Annotated in this window: 16 protein-coding genes; 6 read left to right on the top strand and 10 right to left on the bottom strand. The window is 67.9% G+C overall.

What is annotated here, in order from left to right; all coding sequences use genetic code 11:
* Positions 1–122 precede the first annotated feature (122 nt).
* The 3 genes from SM452_RS16460 to SM452_RS16470 are packed head-to-tail and all read left to right on the top strand — an operon-like array spanning position 123 to position 5,699.
* Entirely contained in the window at positions 123–3,923 is a 3,801-nt protein-coding gene (locus SM452_RS16460) for an AAA family ATPase (RefSeq protein WP_463840213.1), read from the top strand.
* A gap of 55 nt (positions 3,924–3,978) precedes the next feature.
* Entirely contained in the window at positions 3,979–5,073 is a 1,095-nt protein-coding gene (locus SM452_RS16465) for a helix-turn-helix domain-containing protein (protein WP_463840214.1), read from the top strand.
* A gap of 26 nt (positions 5,074–5,099) precedes the next feature.
* Positions 5,100–5,699: a PIN domain-containing protein gene (locus tag SM452_RS16470; RefSeq protein WP_463840215.1), complete on the top strand. Its 600-nt coding sequence runs from the start codon at positions 5,100–5,102 to the stop codon at positions 5,697–5,699.
* On the opposite strand, the gene SM452_RS16475 is transcribed toward SM452_RS16470, so the two are convergent.
* The gene (locus tag SM452_RS16475) at positions 5,659–9,651 is read right to left on the bottom strand and encodes an Eco57I restriction-modification methylase domain-containing protein (protein WP_463840216.1); all 3,993 of its coding nucleotides are present in this window, start codon (positions 9,649–9,651) and stop codon (positions 5,659–5,661) included. The two genes, SM452_RS16470 and SM452_RS16475, sit on opposite strands and share 41 nt — an antisense overlap.
* Positions 9,652–10,140: 489 nt before the next feature.
* On the opposite strand from SM452_RS16475, the gene SM452_RS16480 reads away from it, so the two are divergent.
* Positions 10,141–10,812 (top strand): exonuclease domain-containing protein, encoded by a 672-nt coding sequence (locus SM452_RS16480; protein ID WP_463840270.1) that lies wholly within the window; start codon positions 10,141–10,143, stop codon positions 10,810–10,812.
* A 23-nt stretch (positions 10,813–10,835) separates the two neighbouring features.
* Here the strand turns inward: SM452_RS16480 and SM452_RS16485 are convergent, their stop codons facing one another.
* The 8 genes from SM452_RS16485 to SM452_RS16520 are packed head-to-tail and all read right to left on the bottom strand — an operon-like array spanning position 10,836 to position 14,881.
* Positions 10,836–11,639: a DUF6082 family protein gene (locus SM452_RS16485; protein WP_463840217.1), complete on the bottom strand. Its 804-nt coding sequence runs from the start codon at positions 11,637–11,639 to the stop codon at positions 10,836–10,838.
* Positions 11,640–11,672: 33 nt separating this feature from the next.
* Positions 11,673–12,287: a DUF6879 family protein gene (locus SM452_RS16490; protein ID WP_030500188.1), complete on the bottom strand. Its 615-nt coding sequence runs from the start codon at positions 12,285–12,287 to the stop codon at positions 11,673–11,675.
* Positions 12,280–12,549 carry a hypothetical protein gene (locus SM452_RS16495; RefSeq protein WP_030500187.1) on the bottom strand — a complete coding sequence of 90 codons (270 nt, stop codon included), beginning with the start codon at positions 12,547–12,549 and terminating at the stop codon, positions 12,280–12,282. Before SM452_RS16495 ends, SM452_RS16490 begins: the two co-directional genes overlap by 8 nt.
* 30 nt (positions 12,550–12,579) lie before the next feature.
* Positions 12,580–12,900: a helix-turn-helix domain-containing protein gene (locus tag SM452_RS16500; RefSeq protein WP_463840218.1), complete on the bottom strand. Its 321-nt coding sequence runs from the start codon at positions 12,898–12,900 to the stop codon at positions 12,580–12,582.
* A 46-nt stretch (positions 12,901–12,946) separates the two neighbouring features.
* Entirely contained in the window at positions 12,947–13,207 is a 261-nt protein-coding gene (locus SM452_RS16505; protein WP_463840219.1) for a DivIVA domain-containing protein, read from the bottom strand.
* Positions 13,207–14,280 carry an FAD-binding oxidoreductase gene (locus SM452_RS16510; RefSeq protein WP_463840220.1) on the bottom strand — a complete coding sequence of 358 codons (1,074 nt, stop codon included), beginning with the start codon at positions 14,278–14,280 and terminating at the stop codon, positions 13,207–13,209. Before SM452_RS16510 ends, SM452_RS16505 begins: the two co-directional genes overlap by 1 nt.
* Positions 14,277–14,630 (bottom strand): globin family protein, encoded by a 354-nt coding sequence (locus tag SM452_RS16515; protein ID WP_463840221.1) that lies wholly within the window; start codon positions 14,628–14,630, stop codon positions 14,277–14,279. The genes SM452_RS16510 and SM452_RS16515 overlap by 4 nt, the downstream gene beginning before the upstream one ends.
* Positions 14,627–14,881 carry a hypothetical protein gene (locus SM452_RS16520; protein WP_463840222.1) on the bottom strand — a complete coding sequence of 85 codons (255 nt, stop codon included), beginning with the start codon at positions 14,879–14,881 and terminating at the stop codon, positions 14,627–14,629. The genes SM452_RS16515 and SM452_RS16520 overlap by 4 nt, the downstream gene beginning before the upstream one ends.
* A gap of 234 nt (positions 14,882–15,115) precedes the next feature.
* On the opposite strand from SM452_RS16520, the gene SM452_RS16525 reads away from it, so the two are divergent.
* Together SM452_RS16525 and SM452_RS16530 are read left to right on the top strand one after the other, a co-directional pair.
* Positions 15,116–15,976 carry a DUF5919 domain-containing protein gene (locus tag SM452_RS16525; protein WP_463840223.1) on the top strand — a complete coding sequence of 287 codons (861 nt, stop codon included), beginning with the start codon at positions 15,116–15,118 and terminating at the stop codon, positions 15,974–15,976.
* Positions 15,970–16,776: an inositol monophosphatase family protein gene (locus SM452_RS16530; RefSeq protein ID WP_463840224.1), complete on the top strand. Its 807-nt coding sequence runs from the start codon at positions 15,970–15,972 to the stop codon at positions 16,774–16,776. Before SM452_RS16525 ends, SM452_RS16530 begins: the two co-directional genes overlap by 7 nt.
* Here the strand turns inward: SM452_RS16530 and SM452_RS16535 are convergent.
* A complete protein-coding gene (locus tag SM452_RS16535) occupies positions 16,773–17,789 on the bottom strand; it encodes a phospholipase D family protein (protein ID WP_463840225.1) in 1,017 nt (338 codons plus the stop codon). The genes SM452_RS16530 and SM452_RS16535 overlap by 4 nt on opposite strands.
* Between the last annotated feature and the right edge of the window lie 24 nt (positions 17,790–17,813).

Genomic DNA, 17,813 nt, shown 5'->3' on the forward strand with positions numbered 1-17,813 from the left:
TATCGACGGGCGCGTTGCCCAGTCATTTGGGACATCGCCCACCATCACCGTGCGATATACAGGGTGCTCATCCAAGGCTCGACGCATTGTGGTCGGGTCTCCTGGCGAAGGGCTTGATCGGGATGAGCGGTGGACTGCACCTTTCGGTACGGGTGCCGTGGCACGACGGCGGTTGGGCAGGGACGGTCTGCAAGCGGCCTCTGGACAACGCATCGTGCGTGCTGCTCAAAAATATCGGCGAGCACCGCGAAGACGAGTACGAAGCGACCCACGCCGAGAAGCCGCTCGATCTCGTCAATCCGAACCGGGTCCCGTGTGTCGGTGAGCGCGGCTCCTTCATGAGCCCGCACAACTATCAGCTCATGAAGGAGCACCCGTATCGCCGTAGTCCCGCGTTGAAGGGAAAGCTCCAACCCACGCCGGTGACCGTGCCGGCCTACGGCGTGCATGCCACCCCCTACTTCTGGCTGCACCGGGACAACGTCGGGGAAGTGCTCCGTACCACTGACGCCGAATACCGTGAAGAGCTCGAAGATCTCGTCAACGACACTCTGAAGTTCAAGCCACAGTGGGTCATCCACGGCGACAACCAGCGCGCCCTGATGACCCGTTTCTTCGCCGACGTCGAGCCGGGCAACGGCCTCGTCTTCTTCTATCTGAAGCATTCACCCTTCACCGCCGCCGGCACGAGCGCCGGACGCAGCCTCCTGGTCGGCGCCGCCCGGATCACCGACATCGACCTGCCCGCCGCCTGGCAGACCACCGGGTCGACGCCGTTCCCCAACCACATGTGGGAGACCAACGTCCGGCACTCCCTTCGTCCTGACGGCAAGGACGGGGTGCTGCTGCCGATGGCGGAGCTGGCGGCCCTCGGCCTGGATCCGGACGAGCTCGGCGACGCGCTGGCCTGGGCCCCGGAGTACGGCAGCCGGGAGTTTATGTACGTCACCGAGCACGTCTCGGACGACACTGCCATCGCTGCGCTTGAGCGGCTCTACCGGGCGGCGGAGCGCTGCCTCGACCTTGGCCTGGACGTGCCCCCGGTATCGCTGGATTGGCTGTCGGACCGTATCGCCGAGCTCTGGACGATGCGCGGCCCGGCTCCCGGTCTCGGCGCCGTCCTCGAGGCCCTGTCCGTACCGCATGGTCCGGTGGTCGCCCGGGCGATCGCCCGCCAGGCCCCCGAAGGCGTCGACCCCTGGGAATTCCTCAGCCAGGCGATGGAGGAGCCGACGACGCTGGGCCCCGAACTGGCCCGGAAGCTAACCGGCACCCCGCGCAAGGTGTGGCGCAAACTGCCGGACGAGAAGCTGCGGTTCCTGAAGCTGCTGACCCGCTTCAACCTCACGGTCACACAGGCCCAGGCGCTGTTGACCGGTGACACCGAGATCGACCTGAGCCACGGGGAGTTGCTGGAAGACCCCTACCACGCGTACACCTGTCTGTTGGGCGGCCCGGCCGAGGTCGCCTTCGACGTCATCGACCGAGGCTGCTTCCCTGAAGCCTCGATCCGGGCGGCCTTCCCGATGGCAGCACCGTCGGCGATGGTCGACGCGGCGGACGAACGCAGGGTCCAGGCGCTGCTGACAGCCGTCGCGGAAGAAGCCGCAGCGACGGGTGACACCGTGGTGCCGCTGGGCCGCATGCTCGACGCCATCAAGGAACGACCGCTGGTCGAGCCCTGTCCGCTGACCGAGGAGGTGCTGGAGGCCCACGAACTCCACCCCTCGGATCTCAGCTACGACGAGGAGTCGCCGTACTGGCCGCCGGTGTCCGGGACGGAACTGGCCGACGGGTCGCCGGCGTTCAAGCTGACCCGGCTGGAGACGACAAGCCGGCTGATCCGAATCACCGTCGGCGAGCAACTGGCCAAAATACGTCACCAAGTGCCGGGCGACGTACACGCGGTCCTCGACAGGGCGCTGCCCGACTACAACTCGAAGGACGCGGACGACATCGCGGCCGAGGAGCGAGCACGTCTGGAGAAGACCGCCGCGCTAGCCGAACTGTTCGCCGCTCCGTTGAGCGTGCTCAACGGACGCGCCGGCACTGGCAAGACCACTCTGATTCACGCCCTCGCCAACCACCCGGATGTCCATGGCGCCGGCGTGCTCCTGCTTGCCCCGACCGGCAAGGCACGGGTGCAGCTCACCAAAAAGGTCAAGTTGCCGGCCCAGACCCTTGCCCAGTTCCTCGGCAAGTACGGCCGGTACGACCGGGACACGGGCGTCTACCTGATCGACAGCAGCCGGCCGAAGGCACCGCGGTTCGGGACGGTGATCGTGGATGAGTCGTCGATGCTGACGGAGGAGCAGCTCGCCGCTCTTCTCGACGCGCTGCGGCCCCCGGACCGCCTCATCCTGGTGGGCGACCCGCGCCAGCTACCACCGATCGGCGCCGGCCGCCCGTTCGTCGACCTCATCGCACGGCTCGCCAGTGAAGGGGACGTGCCCTCGTTCCCCCGGGTAGTTCGTGGATACGCGGAGCTGACGGTGCTGCGGCGGCAGTCCGGCCAGGTGCGCGACGACCTGATGCTGGCCAGCTGGTTCGCCGGTGACGAAATCCCGGAGGGATTCGACGAGGTGTGGCATCGGCTCCGCAAGGGGGCCGAGATGAAGACACTTGCGGCCCGCCCGTGGCAGGCGGCGCGCCCGGAGCAGGCCATTGACGCGACCCTTGCCGAGGAGTTGGACATTTCCGGGCCGAAGGCCGCCGCGAGGTTCGAGGTGTCCTACGGGGGACGGGAGAACGGACCGTGGGTGAACTTCCCCACGGGCGAGGACGGTGCCGGCGCGCGGTCCGAGGCGTGGCAGATCCTGTCCCCCACCCGTACCAACCCGTGGGGCACCATCGAGGTGAATCGACGCCTGAAGCGCAAGTATCGCGGCAAGGCGTTGAAGGACGCACTGCGCCCACCGTACGAACGCACGGTGCCGTCGCCGATCGGGGCAGAGCAGATCGTCCTCGGCGACAAGGTTCTCAACAATCAGAACCAAAACAAGGATGCCTGGCCCGCCGTCCCCGATGCGCTGAACTACGTGGCGAACGGCGAGATCGGCGTGGTCGTCGGGCAGATCAGCAAGAAGGGGTCGCCGCCCAAGTACACCCACATCGAATTCTCGTCTCAGGTCGGGTCCCGCTACAGCTACCGATCGAGTAACGAGGACGATCCGGCGCTTGAGCTCGCGTGGGCGATCACCGTGCACAAGGCCCAGGGTTCGGAGTTTGGCAAGGTCTTCGTGCTGCTGCCCGGGTCTTCGCGACGCCTGTCCCGGGAGTTGCTCTACACCGCGCTCACCAGGCAGAAAGACAAGGTCGTTCTGCTGCATGAACGGCCGATCGACGAACTGTTCGAGCTGACGCGGTCAACTGGATCCGAGACGGCCCGCCGACTGACGGACCTGTTCGCGGCTCCCGCGCCCCGCAAGGTGCTGCTGCCGGACGGCACCGCGGCCGGTGTACTCGACACCAACCTCATCCATGTGACATCGAACGGCATCCTGGTGCGCAGCAAGAATGAGGTGATTATCGCCGGCATTCTGGAGGACCTGGCGCCCGGTGCATGGGAGTACGAAAAGCCCCTTGTCGCTGGCGAAGTCACCCGCTTCCCCGACTTCACCATCACGGGCTCCGATGGTCGGCCGGTCTACTGGGAGCACCTCGGCATGTTGGACAACCCGCACTACGAAAATGCCTGGGAGGGCAAGCGGGCCTGGTATCGCGAGCAGGGTGTGCTGCCGCAGGAGGAGGGCGGCGGCCCGAAGGGCACGCTCATCTGGACCGAGGATCGAGATGGGGTCGATGTACCGGCGTGGACCGACCTGGCCAGGTCAGTGCTCGGATCCGGCCCGAGTGGGGTGCGGGTGCCGGCACGGCGAGCAGCCAAGAAGGCAGCGCCGGCAGCGGCTTGCACCCGGAATTGACGGAACCTTGACCGGTGGAGCACTACGTTCACCGGAAGTGTGCGATTATCGCACCATGGTCGAAGACAGCGACTGGACGACCGTTGGCGAGCAGATCCGTCAGGCACGCCTCGGCGCCGGCATGTCGCAGGCCGAGCTGGCTAGCCACATCGGGCTTGACCGGACGATGATCGCGAAGGTCGAGGCTGGTGGCCGCCGGGTGGACGCGTTGGAACTCATCCGCTTGGCCGCCGCGCTCGACGTACCGATCGATTACCTTCTGCATCGACGGCCGGCGGTCATATCTCATCGCGCGGAGCTGCTTGCCGAGGACAATGACACCGAGGCTGCGCGCAGATCCCAACGCCTTGACATCACGCTGTCCGCGTGGCTCGGCGACATACGTCAAATGATCGACGCAGGGACGCTGCGCCCCAATGCCCCGATGCGCTACACAGGGCGGGCGGGATCTGAGGCCGACGCCCGGGCGGCCGCACGATGGCTGCGCGAAGCGCACGGCGCGGGCGAGGAGCCGATCGCCACGCTGATGGAATTCAGCGAACGCAGCGGACAGTACGTCCTGGTCGGCGATCTGCCGGGAGACGGCGCCTCGCTGATCGACGGCGATATTGCGGTGGCCGTGGTGAGTGCCAATGGTGACCCCGGAAGGCGCCGGGCCACGGCAGCCCACGAACTCGGTCACCTGGTGCTCGGAGATGAATACTCCAGCGACCTGGCAGTGCACTTGTCGCGGGCGGATCGCGAGGCCATGATCAACGCCTTTGCGGCGGAACTGTTGCTGCCGCTTGCGGCCTTCACCGGCCGCACTCCCGAGGGCAATCTCCGCGAGGAGATCATCCGATTGGCCGCCCGGTACCGCACCTCATGGTCACTCGCGCTCCGACAAGCCGAGCAGGCAGGTTGGCTTGATGCCACGACGCGACGGAGTTTGAGCCAGGCCACTCCCACCCAGGCGGAATTCATGGACGCCGTCGGATGGTCACCGCAGCCCGATCTCAATGCCGTTCGCGTTCCGCCCGGCTACTCGCATGCGGTCATGGAGGCATGGCGGCGTGACCTGGTGACTAGTTCCCGTGCCGTCGAGCTCCTGCATGGGCAGATCACCCGCGAAGACCTGCCGCCGCGCGACGAGGCAGATTTGACGCTGTGAGCAGCCAGGGAGCGGCCAGCGGGCCAATGTTGGTATTCGACACCACCGTGCTGAACCACTTCGCGCTTGCCGATCGACTCGACGTCCTGGCGAACATGGTCATCGGCCGCCCTTGCGCCACCACGCCCGTGGTCTTGGACGAGCTCCGGTCCGGCACGGAGCGGCACCCTACGCTCCACTCCGCCCTGGAGCTCGACTGGATGCAGGTCATCGCCCTTGATCAGCCCGCCGAGATCCGGTGTTTCGCGGACTGGGTCCGTCGGATAGGTGCCGGCGCCCGCGACATGGGCGAGGTCAGCGTCTTCGCCGCCGCGGACATTCACAACGGGATCGCCATCACCGACGACCGCGACGCCACCAGAGTGGGCCGGGCCCACGGCCTGATCGTCCACGGGACGATCTGGCTCCTGGCCGGCGGGTGCACCACGGGCAAGTTGACGGAGATCGGGGCCGGCGCGATCATCGACGCACTGCGACAGACCGGCCATCGACTGCCCTGCACCGGGGCGGAGTTTCCCGCGTTCGCCCGCCGCCATGGCCTGCTGAAGGTGGTGCCCCCACGCCAGCCCTCCGCACCGGAAGGGCTCACCCCGGGTGACGTCGCCCCTGACCCGGCATTGGGTTGAGAGTGGGGGCGAGGGGTTGCCTTGCCTCGGTAGCGCGGGTCATCGCGTCGTAGCGCTCAAGGATCAGACGCTTCACGCGGTACTCGCCGTGGGTCCGCTCCTCTCGCTGGCGTAGGACCGTGAAGGTGTCGAGCACATAGTCGACCTCGTCACGGGTGAGGCCGTAGAGCTGGAAGTAGGCGGCGTCCAGCTCCGCCCGGATCAGCTCCCGACGCCGGGGGTCCCAGACGAACGGCGGTCCGTCGTCACCCAGGTCGCGGGCGTACGGCGTGAGGTCGTCGGCGGTGTAGGTCAGCTCCAGCACCCGAGCGGTGATCCAGGCTGCCAGATCCGGCGCTTCCGGATCCCACGGCACCGGCCGCTCGTAGCTCTCCGGCGGCAACACCGGCAACTGCTTGAGTACGAAGTACGCCAGTGAGGTACCGGAAAGCTTCTGCCGCGTCACGTAGTCGGCGATCATCGCGCTGAGATTCGCGTGCAAGCAGGCGGCAGGCGCAACGGGAAACATCACCGGGAACTTGTGGCCGATACCTGACCGCGGAACCACCGCCGGGATCAGCGAGCGCTCGTCGGTGCTTCGACAAATGTCTCGCCAACCGAGCAGCCAGCCGCGCGGCCACCGCTGTCCGAGCCGGTCCGCTACTTCCTGCTCGGCCACCCAGTAACGAGGCAGTGCGGTTGCAGCCGGATCACGGTGGGCGTCGTTGTCGAGCCTGGGCAACGTGCCGACGTTGAGCTGCGCTTCGGTGGCTCCCTCGTACGTGCCGAGCCGGTGGTCGAAGTGGTGCACCATCTTCGCCTCGTAGAGGGGGAGCATTCGCTCCCCTCCTTGGACGAAGATGTTGCGATCGAGCTGCCAGCCCGCTTGGAAAAGCCGATCGAAGGTGTGGAACAGGCCCGAGTCGGTGGCCATGTTGAACAGGCCCTGACGCAATCGGAGCCGCCAGGGGTTGCCGTTCGGATCGTCCTCCCGCCAGAGCACCGGCAGGCGACGGTAGATGCCCAGGGTGATCTCGGCGTCCCGGCGGGACGGAAAGACCGGGCACGTTCCGGTGTTGGGATTGAGCAGGCCGATCTCGGCCGGCGTCAACCGGTAGGCCCGAGACGCGATGTCCGAGACCTGCCGGGCCCGGAAGGCGAGGGAAATCTCGGGAGTCCGCCGCTTGGTGCCACCCAGCGTCAGCAGCGCGAAGCGAACACGGTGATCGACCCCCTCGAAGAGCTTCTCCTCGTTCTCGAAGTCGTGGAGAGAAACCAGGCTCTCTCTCGTCACCACGTCCTTGAAGAAGGCTTGGGTGGTCGCGTCGGTCGCGATACCGGTGGGCAGGATCATCCCGAGCAGGCTCGTCGGCGCGGCGATGACGCGCGTGGCTTCCGCGAACACCGCGTAGGTGTTGAGCCGCCCCGCGCCCGTGAGCGGGTACCGCCCCGAGGAACGGACCAGATGGCTCACCCCGCTCACCTCACGTTGGGCGGTGAGCAGCTCGCCGTAGAGGTCCTGCCCGTGCATCTGTCCACCCGTCCGCAGGGCTCGGATGAGCTCCCGGCGGGCGCCGGCGTGCTGCGCCCCGGCGATCTCCTGGTCACGGCCGGCGAAGAACTCCTCCTGCTTGAGTTCGATCTTTTCCCACGGTGGATTGGTGAGGAGGCAGGAGAAGCCGCCCGTCCAGCCGGTCGCCGGGTCGGCGCCGGCGCCGTCCGGTGGGACCGGGAAGATGTGCGGGAACTCGATGTGCCAGTGGAAGAAGCGGTACTGCCGGCTCATCGTCCGGACGACCTGACGGGCCGCCTCGACCGCGCTGCCGCGCTCGCCCCTGGCCAGCCGTTCCAGCATCCCCTCGGTGATCGCGTACGGGCGGGTGCGCTCGGTCTTCGGCCCGACGAACGCGGCACACCACGCGTCCGCGATCAGTCGCTTACGCTTGCGGTCCTCGTCCAGCGACTCGGCCCGTTTGGCTTGGACGTGCACGTCGGCCAGTGACTCGCAGGGCGCGAGGTGGGCGATCGCACGCGCTTCCTCGGCGAGGTCGAGGTTGACACCCCCGGCGTCCCCGAGCGGTCGCTGGCCGCGCCGCTCAGCGGCGTTCTGCTTGCGCAGCGCGTTCACCACTGCGCGGTCGTCGCCGTCGAGGGCGACGAAGGCTGTGTCGGGAACGCCGCCGCGCAGCAGCGCCGGTGTTGCTCCGAGGAGAGAGTTGCCGACCCGGATGTTGGCGTCGAGATAGCCCAGCGGCTTGCCGGGTTCGAACGCCTCCAGCCAGAGCGACACCTTCGCCAACTCCGCTGCCATCTCGTTCAGCTCAACTCCGTAGCAGCACCGGCTCACGACGGTACGCAGCGCGATCCGGACGGCGTCGACGCTGGGCTCCGGCTCGTCGGTCTGCTCGGCCGCCAGCCGCTTGGCGATACGCCGGGCGGCGGCGATGAGGAAGTGCCCGGACCCGACCGCCGGATCGCAGACGGTGATGTCGAGCAACGCGGCCTCCCGCTCAACACGGGTGGGCTTGTCGCAGGCCTCGTCGAGCAGCGGTTCGAGCGTGGAGTCGAGGAGGCTGTCGACCAGCGCGGCCGGGGTGTAGTAGCTACCGCTCTTCTTGCGGTCATTGCCGTTGAGCCTCGAGAAGTGGAACCGCCTGCGGGACGCATCCCAGTGAGGGTGCAACTCGAGGAGGGCCTCGTAGACGCTGCCCAACTCTTCGGCGCCGAGATGCCGGAAGTCGACCAATTGCCGCCCGCCGTGGCGCTTGGCAAGGACGCTCAACGCCTCGACTGCCTGAAGCAGGGCAGCGTTGGTCAGTTCCGCGCCGCAGAGCGGCTGGTCAAGAACGCTGTGCTCGAAGATGCCGCCGATGCCAGGCAGGCCGACCGTTCGGGAGCCGGCCTCCGACCCGAGGATGCGAAACACGAGCTTGACGCTCTGCCAGAGGTCGCCGTGGCGCGAATGGCGCCGCACCACGGCCAGCTTGCGCAGTCGCTGCGACGACAGGTACCCCTCGTATCGCCGGCGTGCGGCCTGGTCGGCGGCCGGGTCGAGCAGCAGGTCGCGATCCTCCACGACCATCCAGAAGAGCAGTTTGTAGACCAGCCTCAGCAGCGAGCGCTTGAAGTCGGCCAGCGACAGTTCCGTGCCGATGACGTCCCGGAGGTGCTGGTTGGCCGGGTGGTCGAGGAAGCCCGTGCCGAGGATCTCCAGCGCGATCTCGACACCGCCGCGCAGTCGGGTGAGTGCTCGCTCGCCCTGCTTTGCGCCGTACGCCCGCCACTGCTCCAGCAGGCAGGAGGGCGGCCCGATCTGCTCGTCGCGGACCTTGAGACGACTGGCGTGCGCCATCCGGAAGAGCAGCACGAAGTCCGCGAACAGCTCCCCCTCGAAGATCGACTGAAGGTCGAACTCGATGTACGACGAGCCGACGAGGCTGGTCGAGTCGCGCAGTAGCCGCATCCGTTGGCCGTTCGACAGCACGGCCCACAGGTGCTGGTCGCTCCGGTTCAGCAACTGCTGGACCATGGCGTGCGGCGCCGCGCCCGCGGATCCACCGGCCCGGCCCACCCTCCGATCGAGGTCGGCGTGCCACGGCAGCAGGTGCATCGGCACCGTGCGTCGCCACCAGTGGCTGACGGGAAAGGATCGTTCGTCGACGGGGATGCCGCCGGCCAGCGGCTCATAGTCGCCGTAGTGCAGCTCGCGCAGCAGCGGGCGGAGCCACTCGTCCCGGGTCAGTCGCGCAAGGGACGCCGAGCCGCGCGCCCGCCGCTTCGTGAAGTCGGCGTAGGTGTCGCGCAGGTAGAGGTACTTGGCGTTGGCCAGGCGCCGCACGGATTCGCCGGCGGCGAGGTCGTAGGAGACGGGGTCGATGCCGGGAACGTCGGGATCGCCCTCGCCGATCCGCTGCACCACGCCACCGGGCAGCAGAGCCCCGACCACCTGCACGGCTGGATACGACAGCGCCACGTCCGCCCTCCCCAGGTCGGCAGAACCCAGAGCTGACACCGGGTGAAGCATTGATCGCTTTTGGTGTTGGACCGAGACTATAGATCTCCCTCCATACCTACAAGCCCGAGGTCGGCGACCCGCTGTCGTATTGCCGTCGCAAGCGACTACCACCAGTGGGTGCCGCGATGCCGGCTCGGCGTCACCAGAGATCGCCCGTGTCGCCGTTGACGCCAGACAACCCGGCGCGCCCCGCCAACGAAGGGTTACCCCTGACCGTCCACATTGGTCCGAGCTGACTCCGGCCGGTGGTTTCGCCTGTGGGACCGATAAGCCAAGATCTTTACAATGATCAACAGGTACTCGGGTAGCTGCGGTAGTTGCTGGAAGCGGGTGGAGGCAGGAGCTGGCCAGGCGGTCAATGTCGGTGGCAGCTGGACGGCTTACCACCACGAGTGCGCACCGGTCAGAACCGCACCGTCGGCGGGTACTCACCACGGCTGGCACGAGATGCCGGTGGTGGGTTTCGACATCGAGGGCACGGTGGACGAGCCGACAACCACCCGCATCCTCTCCGCCGCGCTGGCGTTCGCCGATGGCACCACGTCGCAGTGGCTCATCAACCCAGGTGTGCCGATCCCGCCTGATGCGACCCGCATTCACGGGATCACCGACGAGATGGTGCGTAGCGCCGGAAGGCCGCCACGGGAGGCGCTGGCCGAGTTGGGCACGGCGATCGCGAAGGTGATCGCCGACGGCACGCCGCTCGTCGCGTTCTGCGCCCATTACGACGTCACCGCGTTGCACACCGAGCTGGCTCGCCACGCGCTTCCGCCGCTGGACTGGGACCGCGCCGTCATCATCGATCCTTCGATCCTGCACAAGGAGGTCGAGCCCCGCTGGTACGACGGCCGGCAGCTCGGCGACCTGTGCAGGTACTACGGAGTCGACCTCACCTCGGCTCATGACGCCGCGAGCGATGCCCGCGCCGCTCTCGACCTGGCCCTGTCGATCGCGGCCCGTCACGAGCGGATCGCCCGGATGCGCCCCGACGCCCTCCATCAGGCGCAGGTCACCTGGTATGCCGAGCAGAAGCGGGAACTTCAGGCATACTTCGACCGGCAGGGCCGCGACGAGAAGGTCAGCCTGGAATGGCCACTGGAGACCAGGCGACGCCGATAAGCCGTGCTCGGGCGGGGGTTCCGCTATCCACGCCTGCCGTTCGCGCGGCGCCGTGCGAGATAGTGGCCTGCGAGGGCTACGCCGCCGCCGATGATGACACCTATCGCGAAGTGGGCCGGGCGGCGTCGGGCAGGGGCATGCTGCCCGCCCGCAGGACCGGAGTCGGCCTGGCGGTGACTCGGCCTGGCGGGACTGCTCACCGCGTCGATCGCCGGACCAGCAGCGATGGCTGCCTGGTAACTCCGCTCCATGACGGCGGTGAAGCGACGGGCCCGCCGAGACGTCTCCGCTTTCATCCGCGGGCCTCTCGCCTCCGCCCAGAAGCGCCGCCCGGCCGCGCCCTTGAAGAACTGATCGGCGAGCACTTCCAGGTGGGGCTCGCTGAGGGCGTCCACCTCCCACATGAGCTGCCAGTGGGACACGATCAGGTTGGTGTAGACGTGCTTGCGGAACCAGGCCAGGTCCGTCGACTCCTCGATCGGGCCCCAGCACTCCAGCAGCCCCGGGTCGTCGATGGCCATCTTGAGCAGGTCGGTATGCAGACCCCGTAGCGCCTGCTCGCGTGCCGCCTTGGCCTCCCTCGTTTGCACGACCAGGGAGGCGGCCACTCCGATGAGCGCGAGACCGGCGAGGATGGCGGAGGCGGCCCCGTAGGCCTGACCGACGTTGCCGAGCAACGGCCAGTCATAGCCGGGTCGCTCACCGATCCAGTACAGGCCGACCGGAGAGAGAAGCACGGCGGCGAGCATGGCCAGCACGGCGAGCAGTAGTGCAGTCGGCATCGCCGACCGGCGGGCCAGCCCGGCGACCGAACGCTCTCGGGGCACGCCGCCTCCACGCTCGCTGGTGGAGGCAGGCTACTACAGGGGGGCGACGGGTGGCCGCCGCCCGTCGACCTCGCGATCGAAGAAGGACTCGAACGGCTCGGCCCTGGCGAGCAGCGTCCGCACCTGGGACCGGCAGCCCTCGACGATCTCCGGCTGAACGAACTTGTCGGCGCCGACAGGAGCGCCGGACTCGTCGTAGCGGACGTCGTAGACGGCCTTGCCGCCGGCCACCATCAGCTCCGGCACGATGCCGTGCTCCCGCTCCAACTCCGACACTCCGTCGGCCTTCAGCACACGGATGCGCTCACCCACCTCGGCCCGAAAGCGGAGGAAGTTCAGCTCCCAGATCAGGTACGGCGTGAGCGGCAACTCCACGATCCGCAGGCGGTGCAGCCCGGAACCCCGCCCGTGGAGGTCGGTGAAGAACTGCGCCAGCTCGGGGTTGGGTCGGGCGGCGATCCTCAACGCCTCGTCCCACCTGCCGGCCGCGAACGCCTCCCAGCTCGGGCTGCCCGGCTCGCGGAACGTCTGGATCCGCTCCGTCTTGAGGATCGGCCCATCCACGGACTCCACCGTCGCGTAGAAGTCCGCCTCGTACTCCGGCAGGCTCAGCCGCTGCCCGGACGCGGATCGAAGCAGGTCACGCATCCGGGATGTCCGGCTTCGCCGCGAGAATCATGCTGCGGGGGATGACGACCAACCGCTCGCCATCGCCGACGCTGACGCCTTCCGGCAGTTGCCCGGCATAGGCGTCCGTCAGATCCCGACCGATGACCGCGACGTCGCCGTTCGACAGCTCCCAGATGTCAGGACAGGTGGTGGTGCCGCCGCTCTCCCCCAGCTCGGCAGCCGAGCGGCCGAGCCGCCGCGCGAACGCCGCAGTCGGGTCCGCGTCCCATCGAGTAGCCATGGCCATCTCCCACAGTCACGGATCGAGCACTCAGAATAGCCACATCGTGCCGTAGCGCAGCGCGGTCGTCTCCAGATTTTCTCGCTCCGAAGACACTCTTCGGTGCCCGTGGCAGCCGATTAACGGCCGTCTGCCAGGTCGAGGGAGACCCGGTGGCCTCCGCCTGCTGCGCGACGATGTCTGCGATTCGTTCCGGAGCATCGTCCAGCAGCATGCAGAGAAAGTCAGGCGGCTGGAGTTGGGACGGGTGTGGGGCAGCACGCCGTCGTTCATCAGCTTGACCACCGTCGGGCGGGTCACGCCCAGGATGGCGGCGGCCTCTCCAGTCGAGAGTTCGACGTTCTCCGCCATGACCCGCACCGGCCGCCCCCGCCCGAGGATCGACACGCCGCCCGGGTCAACCGCCGCCCTGGCGTTTCGCGGCGCACTCGGCCTGCCAGGTGCGGAGGGCCTGCTTGAGGCGACGGTTCTCGTCCTGTACGAGATCCAGCCGCCGGTTCCGCTCCCCCACCTCGTAGGCGAGCCGGTGCAGCAGGGCGTGGACGTCCTCGGGGCGGTAGCCGCGCCGTCCGAGCGGCGTGCGGGGCAACTCGACGCCGGCGAGCCGGTCCGCGGTGAGCGGGCCGGAGAGGGCGTTGCGGCTGCGGTAGACGCCCATCAGCCCGGGAACCCGTCGGGCAGGTGGATCCGCTCGGCCGGGACACCGGCGGCGAGCAGCCGCAGCCGCGACCCGGCGACCATCAGCGGCGGCCCACACAGATAGACCTCCTGGTCAGGTCGATGGTGGTCCAGTGCCACGGTGAGCGCGTCGCCCCGCTCCCCCGGCTCGGCGAGCGGATCGTGCGATAGGGCGGGCACGACGGTCAGCCAGTCGTGGGCGCACTGGAGTTTGTCCAGGCTGATCGAGTCGTAGAGGTCGGCGAAGGTGCGCGCCCCGACGACCAGGGTCACCCGCCGCCCGGCCGGCGCCGCGGCGACCTGCTCGACCAGTGCGCGCAGCGGCGCCAGCCCGGTGCCTCCGGCGACCAGCAGCAGGTCCGCGCGCGACGCCGGGTCAAGCTTCAGGCCGGTGTCGCGCGGCGGGCCGAACCAGAGCCGGTCGCCGGGGCGTACCGCGTGGAGCAGGGCGCGGGAGACGGCGGCGACCGCCCGGACGTGGAATTCCAGGGTGCCGTCGGGGCGCGGGGCGTTGGCCGGCGAGTACCAGCGCCACCGGCCCGGCCACCGCTCGGTGCAGACCGGGACCGCCTGGCCGGGCCGGAACGGCAGGCGACGCCAAGGGCGTACGGTCAGGATGGCGATGCCATCGGCGGGCCGGTCGTGGCCGACGATCTGGGCCGGCCACCAGGCCGGGCCGTCGTCCGCCCGTGCCGCGCTGCCGGTCACCGCCGCCGACGCCCGCCGGGCCGCCCGCGCCCAGGCCGCCGCCAGCTCCGGGGTCCACGGTGCGTGGCGGGCGACGGTCGCGGTGAGCGCGGCCTCGATGGTGAGCTGGTGCGGCAGCAACCGGTAGCGGCGACAGGCCCGGCCGAGCACGGCCAGCAGCGCCGCCCGCCCGGCCGGGTCGTCACCGCCGGCGGCCAGCCGCCCGAGCGCGGCGAGGAACACGGCCGCCTCCCGCTCCGGCAGCGTCCCCGGGCAGCGATCCTCGACCGTGCACCAGAAGTGGTCGGCCGCCGCGCGGGCGTACCGCAGGGTGGCGGACCACGACGCGGCGAGGGCGGCGGTCACGAGCCGGCCTCGTCCGCGAAGGCCCGCCGGGCCGCGGTCACCGCGCCGGCCGGCACGTCGAGCGCCCACAGCACCCCGGCCAGGTAGTCGACGACCCGCCGGTGGTGCGCCTCGGTCAGACCCAGGCCGCGCCACGCCCCGGCCGCCGGCCGGGCGATGTCGCCCGCCGGCCCGCCCAACGCCACCGTGAGAGTGAGCGCCAGGTGCCCAGCGAGCCGGGCCCGATCAACCCCGATGAGGTACGGCGCCAGCTCGGCGTCCGCCGCCACCAGCCGCAGCCACCGGGCCACCGCGTCCCGCACCCCCGCCGGCCCGAGCCCGCCAACGGGGTACGCCCCGAGCCCGGTCACGCCCACGGCCAGGCGTCCGGGTCGCCGGCGGCGACCAGCTCATCCACCCGCGCCTCGGTGACCTCGGCGGCGCGCAGCGTGCCCCGGCCCCAGCGGGCCAGTCGGCACGGATACGGCACCCGCTCGCTGCGGCACAGTGGACCCGCCGGCCACTGCTCCGGCGCGTGCACCAGCACCGCGCGTACGGCCAGCGCCACGTCCTCGTCGCTGACCGGGGTGAGCACCGGGAAGTCGTCCAGCACCGCCGCCATGAGAGCCCTTCCGTCGAGATCGCGAAGTGGAACGGCACCGGAGCGGGCGGGGACGGCGGGCACGCTCGGGTAACGCCCCACCGGAGCCCAGCACCCGCCCCGGGCCATGCGTCCACCCTGGTCAGCCCGGCGCTCATGCGGTACGACTACGCTCTGCACCTACGCTGTACCAGCTCTGAAATCGAGCCGCTAAGCTGCTGAACGGCCGGTCTCGAATCAATCGGAGGCGAGCCGATGACGACCGTGCAGAAGTGGACCGGCCGGGAGACCCGGGCGCTGCGCCACGCGCTGCGGATGAGCATTCGCGACTTCGCCGAACACCTCGGCGTCAGCGAACGTACGGTGTCCAAGTGGGAGGCTGGCCGGGCGGCGGTGCAGCCGCGACCTGAGATGCAATCTGCCCTCGACACCGCGCTTGCGCGGGCGGACAGCGAGGTTCATCGACGGTTCCGCTCCGACTTGGAACCGGTCGAGCCCGTCGATTTGCGGTACAGCCCGGTCGATGCCGGGGCAGCGGCATTCCCTCACCCGGCCGTTGCCCCTGCCCCATGCGTCGAGCCCCTTGCCGACGTGACGGCGGTCTACCGCAATCGAGCCGAACTCACTGCACACCTGCCTGCGGATCGCATCCTGGATGGCGCCCGCGACGTCCGAGCAATGGGCCTCTCCTTGAACCTGCTGTGCCAGCACTACCCCGACCACCGTTGGCAGCAACTCATCGAAAACGGCGCAAAGGTCCGGTGCCTGTTCCTGGACCCGGACGGCTCAGCCATTCAAGCCAGGGAGCGGGAGGAAGGGTTTCCGACAGGTCAGCTCGCGGCACTGACAAAACTCAACATCGAGACGATGCTGAGAATGCGCGGCCGGCTGCCCGACAACTTGCACGGCAACGTCGAAGTGGCCATCTACGACGAGCCACTTCGGTTCAACCTTCTCCTCGTTGACGACCTCTGCCTCGCCCAGGCGTACCTACCAGCGAGTCGCGGGGTTGACTCTCCGACCTTCGTCATGCGGCGGCGCGACTCCGCTAAGGGTTTGTACCCGGTATATGAGCAGGTCTTCGACTCGCAGTGGGAGCGGGGCCAGCGATGGTGATCGCATATCGTGCCCTGCTTCCGATCGCCCTTGATGCTGTCGACCGGGCGGCCACCCTCATGCGCCAAGCCCCGGTCACCTCAACCAGCAAGGGTGACCGCGACCTCGTCTCGGATGTCGACTACGCGATAGAGCGAGATCTTCGCTCCTTCCTGCATGGCGCGACACCGGGAATCGCCTTCCTCGGTGAGGAGGAGGGCGTAAGCGGCACGGGCGAGTTGCAATGGACACTCGATCCGGTCGACGGAACGGTCAACTTCGTTCGAGGTCTTCCCCTTTGCGGGATCTCCCTCGGCCTGCTCCACGGCGTACGCCCGGTCCTCGGCGTCGTCGACCTACCCTTCCTCAGTACTCGATACTGGGCCGCCGAGGGCTATGGCGCGTTTGTTAACGGCCGGCCGGTCAAGGTGAGCGATACCGCGAATCTGAGCGAGGCTGTGGTCGGGATCGGCGACTTCGCCGTTGGCGCGGAGGCAGCGAACAAGAATCGGTCCCGTCTAGCACTGATGGCATGGCTCGCCGAGACGGTGCAGCGTGTGCGGATGAGCGGGTCGGCGGCGGTCGACCTTGTCTGGCTGGCAGAGGGAAAGATCGACGCCGCCATCACGCTCTCTAACCATCCATGGGATATGACAGCCGGGGTAGCCATCGCCCGCGAGGCGGGTGCCGTGGTCCTCGACAGCAGTGGGGCGGACTATACCAGCGAGTCAATGGCAACCCTTGCGATCACCCCGGGACTGGTCGGTCAGGTATTGCCGCACGTCCAAGGTGCCGAGATTACAGCAAGCCGAGATTCCTAAAGCGCAGGCAGTTGAACCTGCCACAAAGGTGCTTCTGGCCAGACGGACCGCACTGCTTGCACTGTTGTCCTGTAGCGGCGAAGCTGCCTAGAGTTCCCTAGGAAGTGGCTCTGCAAAAATGACTGCAAGGTCACATAACGCGGGTCTTCAGCGTCGAGCAGCATGTACAGGTATTCACCAGTTCGGATACGCATAAATAAACCAATCGGATGCGAACCCTCCGAATTCCTGATTCGCCTCAACCCCGAAAGTTCAAAGCGGTAGTTCTGGCTGCGAACCTCCACGCTTGGGCGACTTTCTACCTCACCTAGCGTTCCGTCGGCGTCGACATGATAAAGAACGATCCGATGCGGCGAGCCAACTCTCGCCCCGAAAAATTCTTCGTAGTTCTCTCGGTCGAAATTTGCTTGACTTGAACGACCGGTTTGTCGCGGAATTTCAGCCACAAGAACGCTATTCCCGGCCTCAGCGGCTTGCCCTTCCACAAATGAAGAGGTCCGGCGCAGACTCCGCTCGCTGCCCGCGTTACCCTTCGCTCGCTGCAGGACCCTTTCATCATTGATGGGCACGAGGCAATGTGACCACTTGGTTAACCAAGCTCGGATATCACGAGAAACATGCCTTGCTTCCCTGCCCACCATGCGCGCGATGACGTAGGCTTCCCAATTATTCTTGAGCCCTCCCATCGTTAGATTTCCGGAGCCGACTATTAGCGTCAGCATAGGGCCCGACTCAAACCAAGCAAGCTTCGGATGGAAGAGCGCTCCATCCGAATGCAAAAAGGCCCAAACAGAGAGATTGGGAGCTCGCTCGACTGCCGAAACCAGCGCATTTACCGCAGACTCATCGGTAATCGAATCCAAGCCCACAACAAGCTCGAACCGCGACTCTTTGACGAACTCTTTGAAACTTCTATCCTTTAGGAACGAGATTACGCCCGAGGCATTGGTCCAGGCAAAGATGCCGCCGCCACCACTCGCGGTCCTACACTGTTCTAGAAGCCGCTCCAGCAAGGTACTCTCGTTCGCATTTCCATC

Source organism: Micromonospora sp. SYSU B005 (genome assembly GCF_055362685.1).

What these genes read in the sequence shown, in the direction of transcription:
- SM452_RS16460 (WP_463840213.1), top strand. Translation starts at nt 123, where the DNA reads ATGAGCGGTGGACTGCACCTTTCGGTACGGGTGCCGTGGCACGACGGC.
- SM452_RS16465 (WP_463840214.1), top strand. Translation starts at nt 3,979, where the DNA reads ATGGTCGAAGACAGCGACTGGACGACCGTTGGCGAGCAGATCCGTCAG.
- SM452_RS16470 (WP_463840215.1), top strand. Translation starts at nt 5,100, where the DNA reads ATGTTGGTATTCGACACCACCGTGCTGAACCACTTCGCGCTTGCCGAT.
- SM452_RS16480 (WP_463840270.1), top strand. Translation starts at nt 10,141, where the DNA reads ATGCCGGTGGTGGGTTTCGACATCGAGGGCACGGTGGACGAGCCGACA.
- SM452_RS16490 (WP_030500188.1), bottom strand. Translation starts at nt 12,287, where the DNA reads ATGCGTGACCTGCTTCGATCCGCGTCCGGGCAGCGGCTGAGCCTGCCG.
- SM452_RS16495 (WP_030500187.1), bottom strand. Translation starts at nt 12,549, where the DNA reads ATGGCTACTCGATGGGACGCGGACCCGACTGCGGCGTTCGCGCGGCGG.
- SM452_RS16500 (WP_463840218.1), bottom strand. Translation starts at nt 12,900, where the DNA reads ATGGCGGAGAACGTCGAACTCTCGACTGGAGAGGCCGCCGCCATCCTG.
- SM452_RS16505 (WP_463840219.1), bottom strand. Translation starts at nt 13,207, where the DNA reads ATGGGCGTCTACCGCAGCCGCAACGCCCTCTCCGGCCCGCTCACCGCG.
- SM452_RS16520 (WP_463840222.1), bottom strand. Translation starts at nt 14,881, where the DNA reads ATGGCGGCGGTGCTGGACGACTTCCCGGTGCTCACCCCGGTCAGCGAC.
- SM452_RS16525 (WP_463840223.1), top strand. Translation starts at nt 15,116, where the DNA reads ATGACGACCGTGCAGAAGTGGACCGGCCGGGAGACCCGGGCGCTGCGC.
- SM452_RS16530 (WP_463840224.1), top strand. Translation starts at nt 15,970, where the DNA reads ATGGTGATCGCATATCGTGCCCTGCTTCCGATCGCCCTTGATGCTGTC.